4 protein-coding genes are annotated in these 11,470 nt (G+C 69.5%); all 4 read right to left on the bottom strand.

The window, feature by feature from the left end; all coding sequences use genetic code 11:
* Positions 1-26: 26 nt before the first annotated feature.
* Entirely contained in the window at positions 27-653 is a 627-nt protein-coding gene (locus ACQPXM_RS26810) for a DUF6308 family protein (protein WP_432938224.1), read from the bottom strand.
* Between the two features lie 1,549 nt (positions 654-2,202).
* Positions 2,203-2,832 carry a LysE/ArgO family amino acid transporter gene (locus ACQPXM_RS26805; protein WP_432938221.1) on the bottom strand — a complete coding sequence of 210 codons (630 nt, stop codon included), beginning with the start codon at positions 2,830-2,832 and terminating at the stop codon, positions 2,203-2,205.
* A 1,489-nt stretch (positions 2,833-4,321) separates the two neighbouring features.
* Positions 4,322-8,164: a UvrD-helicase domain-containing protein gene (locus tag ACQPXM_RS26800; RefSeq protein WP_432938218.1), complete on the bottom strand. Its 3,843-nt coding sequence runs from the start codon at positions 8,162-8,164 to the stop codon at positions 4,322-4,324.
* Positions 8,157-11,252, bottom strand: coding sequence for a PD-(D/E)XK nuclease family protein (locus tag ACQPXM_RS26795; protein ID WP_432938215.1), 3,096 nt, complete (start codon positions 11,250-11,252; stop codon positions 8,157-8,159). The genes ACQPXM_RS26800 and ACQPXM_RS26795 overlap by 8 nt, the downstream gene beginning before the upstream one ends.
* Positions 11,253-11,470: the final 218 nt, after the last annotated feature.

Raw genomic sequence — 11,470 nt, 5'->3', positions numbered from 1 at the left:
TCGCGGGGGTACGCCGTACTGGCGTGCTACTTCGCCTCGCCCAGCAGCGACGCGAGGATGTCCAGCAGCCGCAGCGTCGGCGCCTCGGCCAGCACCTTCGCGGCCGAGGTCGCCGGCTCGGCGATCAGCCGGGTCTGCAGCACCTTGAAGTCCCGCACGTTCGCCGGGTTGACCAGGTCGCGGTGCACCGCCGCGAGGAACTCCGCACCCGCCGAGGCGTCGCTGTAGGTCATCCGGATGAAGCTGTCGCTGACCGGGAAGAGATACGGCCGCTTCAGGTGCAGCAGCTTGCCCTTCTTCGCGTGCCCGAACCCGCGGTGCCCGGAGAACTTCTCGTCCAGCGCCATCGCCGCGTCGAACAACGACGTCCCTGGCGCCGCGTCCTCGAGCCGCGCGTCCACCGGAATCGCCGCGAACTCCTTCTCCGCGTCCACTTCCAGCAGCCAGACGATGTCCAGCGCCCGCAGGTCGGACCCGATCACCATCGTCCGGGCCAGGTCCTCCAACGTGACCTTGTCCGGCTCCGACCCACCGACAGTGGTCAGCCCCGGAAGCCCGTCGTAGTACTTCAGTACCGCACCGTTGGACTCGCAGTACAGCCGCAACTGCGCGATGGCCTCGTCCACGACGATCTTCCGACTACCGATGTTCATGAGCCACACCCTCACACTCTTGGTGGCGAACCCGCCAGCCGGACTGAGCGATCCGACCGGGAATCCGATCAAATCCGGATGCGGTGCATCGTAGGGGAAGCCGTCCCGCCCCCGCCGACAGGGTGACTCCTACTTGTCCACAACCCGTGACAAGCGCACCCGTAACCACTCGCCACGACCATAAACTCTCCGTGACGACCCCAACCGAAACGGAGATCCAGATGCGGACGGCCCCTCGCGCATTGTCCGCCTTGCTCGTACGTGACCCGACTTCTGCACGCCGCAACCGGACCGTCCCGAGGACCTGGACAGGTCTGCCGAGCGGTGGCGCCCCCAGCATCGCCAGCTCAATCGCCGGCGGTGATCGCCTCGGACAGTCCACCGCTGGTGGCGATCGCCTCGAACAGTCCAACCGACGGCCGAGAGGGCGCTCGCCTCATCACCGTGTCGACAGGCAGGTGCCGTAACGGACGAATGCCCGGTGTGTAGCAGGCGTTCCGTACGGCGAGCCTGGGTGCCAAGCTGCCGCACGAGCTTCGTGGCCGCGAAGCCGTACGAGACGTGGCCCCCGCCATCGGCGCTCGCGATGCGCAAATCGTATGGGCAGCGACTGTCGGCCAGCGTCACCTCGTCGGGACTACCTGGGACAGCCGTCGTGCGAGGTCAGTCCAGGCTGCTGATTCGCGTTCGGTAACGACGATCCGGAACTGCTTCTCCGGTGTCCTTCGAATAGGACCGGTCTGAGGGGAGGCCCAGGGCCGGCCGTGGTTCGACAGAGACCAGGCCGTACTGCCACGACCAGCCGGCGCCCAACCCGCCGGCAGTGAGCGGGTGATCCAGGAGTGAGGCCGATCCGCAGCTCGAGGTGAGACCTGCGTGCTGCCGGCACAACACGCGCCACCGACCTTCGGGAACCAGCCGACTTCGTTCACAGCCCGCGAACTGTCCAGCGCCGGCGGGGCCTCGGCCTGCTTAATGCCCTCGGTGCTGAGCGGAGCCGAGTCGGCGGCCATGCACGGCCATACCCCGGCCAGGCTGCAGGCGAGGTCGCCCTGTCGGAATGAACGCGAGCAGCGTGCTCCAGGGTGATCGGCCCCCGGCCGACCGCGAACGCGCCGAGCAGCAGCACAAGGGCGATTGCTGCTTTCACTCGAACCTTTCGAGTTTGTGGTCAGAAGAGTCCCAGCATCACCAAGGACAGCCGAGCGCCGGCGAGCCGATGTAGGGGCAACAGTGGGCCGAACTGGACGCCGTTGTGACGTCCGGGCTTGATCCGGTCGTCACAGCAGCACCGCCGTACCGAGGACGCGCGACAACGTCGAAGCGCCGTACGTCAGGTGCGTTCCGACGTCGTGGTCGGCCGGCGGAGGAGCGCGAGTGGACGTCCGTCGCGCCTGCGATCGCCGCGCCTGTGATCAGCCGCCACCACGAAGGCGGTACGGCGCGAGCCGAGTGGGCGCTTCTTTCGGGGCTGGACCGCTTCGCCGTCCACCGGTGTTGGGTTGGAGCCGAGGCGGTCGCCGTGGTGACCGCCTCGGCTCGCCTTCAGTCAGACGGTTGTTGTCAGGATGCGGAGCGCCAGGACGGTGATGATCGCGCTGGAGGTGAGGGCGGTGAGCAGGCGGGCGCGGGGGCTGGTGAGGAGGCGACCTAGGAGGGCACCGCTCGTGGACAGGGCGAGTTGCCAGGAGGCTGAGGCGAGGAAGGCTGCTGTGATGAAGATGGTTTGTTCTGCGTAAGTGGGAGTCGTGGCGTCTTGGGTGCCCAGGACGAGCGCCGTGAAGTAGATGATCGTGGTGGGGTTGAGAAGGGTCATCCCGAGCAGGGTCAGGTAGGCCCTGGTTGGCGTGGGCGGGGGAGGGATGGGTTTGCGGGAGTGGAGGCGGCGGTGGTGGGTGATGGCCGTGGCGGCACCGCGGCCGGCCAGTGCCAGGAGGACCGCCACCGAGATCCACTTCAGGGGTGTGGTGATGGGCACCAGGGCTGGGGCGATGGCGGAGCCGCCGAGAGTGGCGATGAGGGCGTAGAGGCCATCGGCTGTGGCGACGCCTAGGGCTGCCGCGGTGCCGACCTTCAGAGTCGTACGGGCGGTGAGGGCTACGAGGTAGGTGCCAATGGCGCCTACAGGAATGGCGATGCCGTAGCCGGCGACGAGGCCCGCGACGAGCGCGGTGATCACGTGCGGAAGGTGATCGCTCCCGACGGTCGGCCGGTCTGCTGCTTGGCCGCCACCGGGACATCGGTGGAGGTCAGAAGCATGGTGGCGTTGGTCGTGGTCATGGGTTGATCGTCGAACTGATGCACGGCGGATTCAAGTGAATTATCAGGCCGTGGCGTGGATCCCGATCCCTACGCCGCGCGCCGTTCGCCCCCGGCAAACGCGGCGAACCAGGCAACCGGGCGACTGGCAACCGGGCCGACCGGGCAACCGGAGAAACCGGGCGACTGGGCAACGGGGAAAACCGGGCGACTGGCAACCGGGCCGACCGGGCAACCGGAGAAACCGGGCGACTGGGCAACGGGGAAAACCGGGCGACTGGCAACCGGGCCGACCGGGCAACCGGAGAAACCGGGCGACTGGGCAACGGGGAAAACCGGGCGACTGGCAAGCGGGCCAACCGGGCAACCGGGAAAACCGGGCGATTGGGCGACCGGGGCGACTGGGCAACCGGGAAAACGGGCGACTGGGCAACCGGGGCGACTGGGCAACCGGGAAACCGGGCGACTGGGAAACCGGGCGACTGGGCAACCGGGGCGACGGGGCAACCGGGACAGCCGGGCTTGTCCGGGCATCCGAACGCAGCGCGCCGGGCGACCGGGCGACCCGGAAAATCAGGCGATCCGCGATCCGCGATCCGCGATCCGCGATCCGCGATCCGCGATCCGCAGACCGCCGGGCAACGCGCTCGCGCAACTGTTGTTGCCGTCAGCCACAGATGCTGGCGGTGAGCCGACTGTGCGCTCCCGACGGCGACAACAAGATCCCCGCGCTGAACGGGCAGCCGCTCGGTGCCGACGATCGACAGCGCGACGTGGTGCCCGACGCCCTCGGCCGTGTGGTCCGGCGGCTCGTGCGCCACAAGGCGGGTGTCGCGAGCGCCGCTGTCGCCGGCGTCGCCACGCTGGCCGTGAACCGGCCCGCCGCCGCGGACTTCTCCACCGCCGCCAGCGGCGGCCGCGGCAACCGGACCTCACGGAATCACCGCTCGATCGGTGAGCTCCTTGGTGTTCATCTACGTGCCCAAGGGCGTACGTGCCAGGCTGGTCAAGACGCCATAGCGGCTGACATCGGCATCCAGCCCCTACAACCTCACGGGCGCCGGATCCGCGGCGCGGGCCGTTGCGGTGGATCCAGAAGACCGCGATGGAACGCGCCGCTGCCACGGTAGGGCGCGGAACGGGGCGACCCGTCCGCGGCGGGTAGGCATCGCGAACGGCGAAGCCGGGCCCGGTGACGTGGTCGCGGTGATGCGAACGCCGTCGACGAACACGACATCGCGGATCTCCGAGGTCCTCGTCGTCGCCGGCGTTCTCCAGCTCCGCCGCGGACCCGGAGCCGGCGCAGCGCATCGTTGTTGGCCGGCGTGGTGAGCGTTGACCGACGCGGGTGGCGATGGGCTCGTGACGGGCCGACGACGTGTGCGTCGGCGGAGGTCTGAGGGGTGGGTTCAGAGTTGGTGGGCGTGGGCCTTGGTGGGGGAGAGGAACAGGAGGGTGGCTTTCGCTTTGGTGGGGAGCATGGTGGTGTAGGCCTGGAGTTGGGGTGTGTAGTGGGCGATGCGGGAGTCCAGGGCCGCGGCGGGGATGGCGTCGGTCTTGTAGTCGACGATCATCAGGGTGCCGTCGTCTTCTTTGTAGAGCAGATCGATGAAGCCTTCGAGGACGGTGCCGTCTGGTTGGGGGATACCGACGAACGACTCCCGCCAGTGGTCGCGAGTCGCGGCTCGTTGGACGATCTCGGAGGAGAGGGCTGAGCGGACCAGGGCCTGGACGACGTCGGCGTACTCGACTACGCCTTCGGCCACGCATTGGGACTGGACGGCTGCTTCGAGGCCGGCGGCGGTGGTGAGGTCGATGACCTGGAGGACGCCGTGTACGGCTCGGCCGATGGCGGTGCCGTAGCGGCCCTTGGACCAGGGCGGGAGGTCGATGTCGCGGGCTGCTTTCGCCGTACCGGGATCGGCTTCGTGGATAGCTACATCCGGGCCGGTGCCTTCCAGGCCGGAAGGGCTGTGGCTGGAACGGCGGCGGCTGGCGGCGCGGGATTCGGTGATGCGGGCTTCCCACTCCGCGCGGTTGAGGGGTGGGGCGATTTTGCGAGTAGAAGTCGCGGAGGTTGTGGTTGAGGTTGGCGTGGAGGAGCTGCCCTGGGAGTTCGCCACAATGCCGCTGCCGGGCGCGTTGGCTGCCGGCTGGGGTTGCTGATCGGCGCATTGCAGGCGGTGGATGTGGGGGACGTCCAGGGCGTTGGCGGAGGTGAAGAGTTCGGCGTTGCTGGAGTGGCGGCGGGTGCCGGAGCGGTGGAGCGAGACGACGAGGTGGTCGCGGGCTCGGGTCGCGGCGACGTAGAGGAGTCGGCGGCGTTCGTAGTCGTCCATCTGTTCGTCGACTGGCTGGACCAAGTCGAAGTCCTCGGTCTGGATGGAGGACTTGAGTTTCACGGCGTAGCCGCCGTCTGGGGGCCAGAGGACCTGGACGCCGCGTTGACGGTTCGGTGAGGCGGTCATGCCGGAGAGGATGACGATCGGGAACTCCAGGCCTTTGGCGGCGTGGATGGTCATGACTCGGACGGCGTCCGCGTCGGTTTCGGGGAGCACGGCTTCGGCGACCCGGGAGGTTTCTTCGCCTTGGTGGGCGGCCCAGGCCAGATAGGCGCGCAGACCGCCGTGCTCGACTTCGGACCAGGCGCGGGCCTGGTCGACGACGAAGCGGATGCGGCGCCAGGTGTCGCGGGCTCGGGGGCCGGTCGCGGCGACTTCGAGGACTCGGCGGTCGGCGACGATCGTGGCGAGGACTTCGCTGGGGGTGAGCCAGCGGGAGGCGTAGTAGGTCTTGCGGAGCCACTCCATCGCTTCGCCGACGGGGTGCGTCAGGAGATTGTCGGGGACGGGGGCGGTGAGGGTGAAGGTGCCGCCGGAGCGTTTCCAGGTGAAGAGGTCGTCGTCGCCGCAGCCGAACAGGGGAGACCGGAGGGCGGTGACCAGAGCTAGCTGGTCGCTGGGATCGCCGAGCGCGCGGGCACAGGCGAGCAGGTCGCGGACCTCGGAGGTTTGGTAGACGAGGGAGCTGGCCTCGGCGCGGTACGGGATGTCGGCGCGGTCGAGGGCGTCTTCGAGGAAGGGCAGGGAAGTGCGGGCTGGGACCAAGATGGCGATGTCGCCGGCGCCGGCTGGACGCCAGGTGCCGATTTTCTCGTCGTAGACGGTCCATTGCTCGGTGAGGGCTTGGGTGATGACGGTCGCGACGTCGGCGGCTTCGCGCTCGCGGAGGACCGAGGCTTGGGCGCGGGGGAGGTCGTCGTGGGCTTCGGCGCCGAGGATGGTGACGGCGGGGCCGCCGGGGGATTCGGGTGAGTCCGTGGTCGGGGTGCTGGCGATTGTCGGTGGGGCGGCGGGGTTGTCCTTGGGGGACCAGCCGGGGATGGCTGTGGCTGCGGTGAGTTCGGTGGGGGTGTCGTCGGGCGTAGGCGGGACGACGGTGAGGTGGCGGCGGATCGACGTGACGGTCGCGAGGGGTGTGTCGTCGGCTTCGGCCGTTAATGAAGCGTCGGCGGTGTCGGGGTCGGAGTCGTCGAAGAGGGAGAGTTGGTCTCCGGTTGCGGGGGTGCCGATGCGGCCGGTGAGGCCGGCTGGGGTTGAGGTCGCTGCGGCCGATGAAGAAGCAGGAGAGGTGGGGAGGTTGGTGGGTGTGGTCTGGTCGGTGACCGGGGTGCTGAGGACGGTGTGGTTGGGGGCGGGGAGCTTGGTGGGTGTGGATCGGTCGGTGGTCGGGGTGGTGTCGGCGGTCGTGGTGGCAGGACCGGGGTGGTCGGCTGGCGTGGGCTGATCGGACGCCGACGGGGCGCCGGTGGTGTTTGACGAACCGGCGACGAAGTCGGGCGCGGTGGCAGGGGTGGGTGTGGGGCGGTGTGGGGTTAGTGGGTGGTAGGTGGGTTGGGCGTCGGGGGCAGGGGTGATGAGGGTGGTGAAGACGGTGTTGATCCAGTCGAGGACTGGCGGGACGGTGCGGAAGTTGGTGGTGAGGGTGACGGTTTCGCCGAGTAGGGACTGGGCGGTCAGGTAGGTGGCGATGTTGGCTCGGCGGAAGCGGTAGATGGACTGTTTGGGGTCGCCGACGACGAACAGGGAGCCGTCGGGGATTTCGATGTCGCGCCAGTCGTCGGCGTCGGCGGCCGCGCCGGCGGCGATGCGGACGGCGAGTTCGATCTGGATCGGGTCGGTGTCCTGGAACTCGTCCAGGAGCAGGCGTTGGTAGCGGTCCTGCAGCGCGGAGCGGACGGCGGGGTCGCGGCGGAGGAGGTCGCGGGCCAGGACGAGCAGGTCGTGGAACTCGAGGCGGCCTTCGGCGCGGCGGCGTTCGGCGGATTCGAGCACCCGTTCGGCGATCCAGTGGGAAAGGTGCCTGAGGCAAGCATCGAGGAGCAGCTCGACGAGGGAGCCGGCGACCTCGATGACCTCCGCGCAGTCGGCGCGGCTGCGGGTGATGTCGGGCCAGTTCTCCTTGCGGCCGATCTTGCCGACCTTGAGCGTGCGCAGGGCGTGCAGCACGGCGAGCTGGGTCTCGGCGTCGGTCGCGGCGGCCAGCATCACGCCGAGGTCGCGGATGCGCTCGATCTTCGGCAGCAGGCGATCGTCCTCGGCGCGGCAGTCCGCGGCGGAGGCGCCGATCTTGGCCGCGGCGGCGATCAGGCCGCTGAGGTCTGGCATCGCGACGAGCTCGGGTGGGTCGACCAGGACGCGTTCGCCGATCAGATCCCAGTCGTTGCCGAATAGGCGAGCCAGCGAGCGGAGGTGCTTGAGCTCGACGCCGACCGCCATCGCCAGCAGCAACGGCTCTGCGATCGAGTCATCGTCGAGCAACTGCTGCTGCAGCTCGGACCAGCGTTCCTCGAAGGCGACCGACGAACCGACCTCGTCGAGGACGTCGATCAACGGCGGCAGACCTGCCTCGATCGGGTGCGCGAGCAGGATCTGCTGGGCGAACGAGTGCAGCGTGCCGATGGACGCGGAGTCGAGATCGTCCAGGGCCTCGTCGGCGCGCTCGCGGTCAGGTCCCTTGCGGGCCTTCTCGAACTCGACGCGCAGCCGGTCGCGCAGCTCCGCGCCGGCCTTCTCGGTGAAGGTGACGGCGGCGATCGTGCGCAGCGGTACGCCGTCGCGCAGCACCAACGTCGTCACCCGGTCGACCAGGGCGTGCGTCTTGCCGGAGCCGGCACCGGCCTCGACGAACAAGGTCGTGTCGGTGTCGTTCCGGATCTGGTCCCTGGCCTCGGCATCGAGCAGTTCACTCATGGAGTGCCACCTCTTCGAACGCGGGCAGGGCGCTCGGATCGATCAACCGCACCAACCTCTCCAGCTGCGGATCGGACCGCTTGCGCTCGTAGCGCGCCCGGACTTCGCTGTGGCCGATCCCGTCAGGGTTGCAGTACTCGCACTGCACCCAGAGGAAATCCGGTACGTCGGGCGCCTTCGGCGGGAAGTACCCCGCTGCGATCGACGAGACGATCACGTCGAGCGCGTGCACGTACCGCTCGGCGACCTCCGGGGTCAGCGGCACCGGGATCCGCCGGCCACCCCTGCGAACGAACCAGTACGCCGCTTCGACCGGCGTCGACTCGTCGCCGAGCCGGGCCCGCGCGGCGTACGCGTAGACGGGCAGCTGCAGCTTCGTCCCGGCCGCGACCGGGTCGATCTCGATCGCCTCGTATCGGGAGAAGCTGCCGGTCTTCACGTCGGTGACATAGATCGTGCCGTCCTTGCCGAGGTCGACCTTGTCGGCCGAACCGCGCAGCAGCACGCGCCCGGACGGCACCGGGATCTCCACCGGCGGCTCGCCGTCCGAGCCGAAGCGCAGCTCGCTGGCCACCACCGACGCGTCGTGCTCAGCGCGCCAGCGATCGTCGTCGTCGAGCAGGTTGAGCAGGTCGCCCAGGATTCGGAGTCGCTCGCGCTGCCACAACCGCGGATGCCCGGTCAGACCCTCGGCTTCGAATCGGTCGGCCAGGTCGGCGCCGATCGCCAGCAGCAGCGACCGCTGCTCGGCCGTCCAGGGCTCGCCGTACCCGGGAAGTGAACCGGCGAGCCGGCTGACGAACGCGTCCAGGCTGTTGTGGATCAGGTTTCCGATCTGGGCCGGTGAGATCACCAGCAGATCCTCCGGAGCCTCCAACGGCTGGACCTGCAGCAGCCGCTCGACGAAGTACGCGTGCGGGCAGGACGCGTACGACTCCAGCGACGTCGGCGACGCGATCCGCTCCTCGCGCGCGAAGTCCGGCAGGCCGTCGACACCGGACAGGTTGCCGTCGAAGCGAGTGAACTCGTCACTGGTGCGGGCCCGAAGCAACAACCGGGCGCGATCAACGACGCCGTCCGACAAAACCAGCCCGGCCGTCGCGGCGCGGACCCGCCAGTCCTGCTCGGTGGCCGGCATCCTTGCCGTCGTCAACGACCCCGCGTACGACGCCGAGGTCAGCAGGCGGTCGCCGTACGACGTCTGGTCCCACAAGGTGGCTGCCAGCGCGTGGTCTCCGCTCAGGTCGCGCAACGTCCCGAGCAGCCAGCGGGTCGGCAGGCGGCGGCTCGACCGGCGCAGGTCGCCGCGCGGGAACGACGCGACCACCCGCGACGATCCGGCCGAGAACGCGGCGAGCAGATGCCGCTGCTTCTCGTCGAGCCGGTCGCGCGCCGACGCCAGCTCGGGCGCCGCCGCCTCGCGAACCCGGTGCGGCAACAAGGCGTCCTCGTGTAGGCGGCCCGGGTAGATGTCTTCCGCGAGCCCGACCACGTAGACCACATCGACCGACAGCCCGATCGCCGCGGACAGCGGAGCCACCAGTACGCCGGTGCCGAACGTGCCGACCCGGGGGAGCGACTGCTGCAGCTCCAGGTCGAGCACGTCGCGCAGGATGCTCAAGCTCGCCGGGGTGCCCAACTCGTCCAGTGTCGACAGGCCGCGGAGCGATCCCTCGACCGCAACCGCGGCGTACTGCTCTTCGACCGGCAGGGACGCGTAGTCGCCGAGCAGGTCGTGGAACAGCCGGAGCACCACCTCGGACAGCTGTGACCAGCTCTCCATCACCGCGGCCGCACTCAGCCGGCGCCGCAGCTCACCGACGAACAGGTGCATGCGCTGGGCGTGGGACGCGTTGTACTGCGCGCGGCGGACCACAGCGGGCCTCGGGTCGTCTGCGAGTTGCTCTTGTTCGGCGGTACGGCGCTCGTTTTCGGCGTATTGCCCCAGGCGGACCGCCCAGTCGTCGCCGCGGACGACGCCGGCCGCGCGGGACAGCCGCTCCCACTGCGGCACGGGGATCCGCTCGCCGGTGAAGTCGCGGGTCGGTGCGTTCGCCAGAGCGCGGAACAGATCCGCTCGGGGCAGATCGTCGTCGACCAGCGCGAGAACCTCCAGCAGCGTCCGCGCCAGCGCCCGCTCGTGCACCGGGCGCGTGCCAGGACCGTTCACGGTGATCTTGGCGGCCGCGAGGTGCTCGTGCAGGAGTCGCGCGTACGGCGAAGCCGCCGAGTACAGCACCGCGACCCGATGTGCGGGCGTCTTCTCCAGCACCGTGACGAGATCCCTGACGACGCAGCGAACCTCGTCGTCGGCGTCCGACGCGTTCAGCACTTCGGTCGCGACCGGGTAGTTCTTCGAGATCGACGGCGGCAGGTCGATCCCGATCCGCTCCAGCGACCGCCGCACCGCCCGGTCGGCGCGCCGGACGTCGGTCAGCCCGACGAGGACCGTCAGATCGGCGGCCGCGATCCCGAGCGCGGCGACGAACGACGCCTCGGCCTGGCTCAGCTCCTGCGGAAGGTACAACACCAGCGACCCGAGCTCGGCGACGACGGACGGCTCGGTCTCGGCCCGGGCCGCCGCAGCGCGCAACAGGTCGGTCTCGTCGTACCACTGCTCGCTGAGCTGGTCGCACACCATGCGGTGCAGGTGGACCAGCGAAGGGCCGAGCCCCGAAGCGGCTGACACCTTCTCCAGCGCGGAATCGCTCAGGTCACGCAGCTCCCGGTGCGCTGCAGCAAGCGCTTGGATGGTGGACGGGTGATCCGCGACCTCCTCGAACACACCGGGCGCCTTGGACAGCGCAGTCCGCCAGGTCGCCGCGACGATGGGGCGCGTGGCCGGCCGTCTCGGCGCCAGCAGCCCGGCCGCCAACTGCTCGGCGAGACGGGACAGCGTCGCCAGATACAACGCGGCGATGCCTGTGGAGGCAAGGAAACGGCGCGCCACCACGCCGGTCAGGTTGTCCGGCAGCAGCAGCGTGACGGGCTTCATCGGGTCGTCGGCCTTCAGCCGCGCGACGACGTCGGCCAGCCGCTCCAGCGCTGCCGCGCCGTACGCCGTGGTCTCGATCCGGGTCCCGCTCACCTGTGCCCCCGATCCTGTTTCGCTGTCAGGAAAGACGCTAAACCCTGCCACAGACATAATTTCTCGCCCACGGCCGCCGCCCAACGACCTCAGCAGGACTTCGTCAGGAACTCTTCGGGAACCCGGTCGGCACTCACGGCGCGAACGGCGTACATACGGCGCAAAACACCGTGCAGAAAGGGGAAGGCGCGCCGTGTCGCTGCGCGCCGCGCGATCGG

The organism is Kribbella sp. CA-253562, assembly GCF_050942265.1.
In the GTDB taxonomy this organism is placed as follows: Bacteria; Actinomycetota; Actinomycetes; order Propionibacteriales; family Kribbellaceae; genus Kribbella.
Note: the sequence above shows the minus strand (reverse complement) of the source record. Positions and strands in the feature narration are given on the sequence as shown.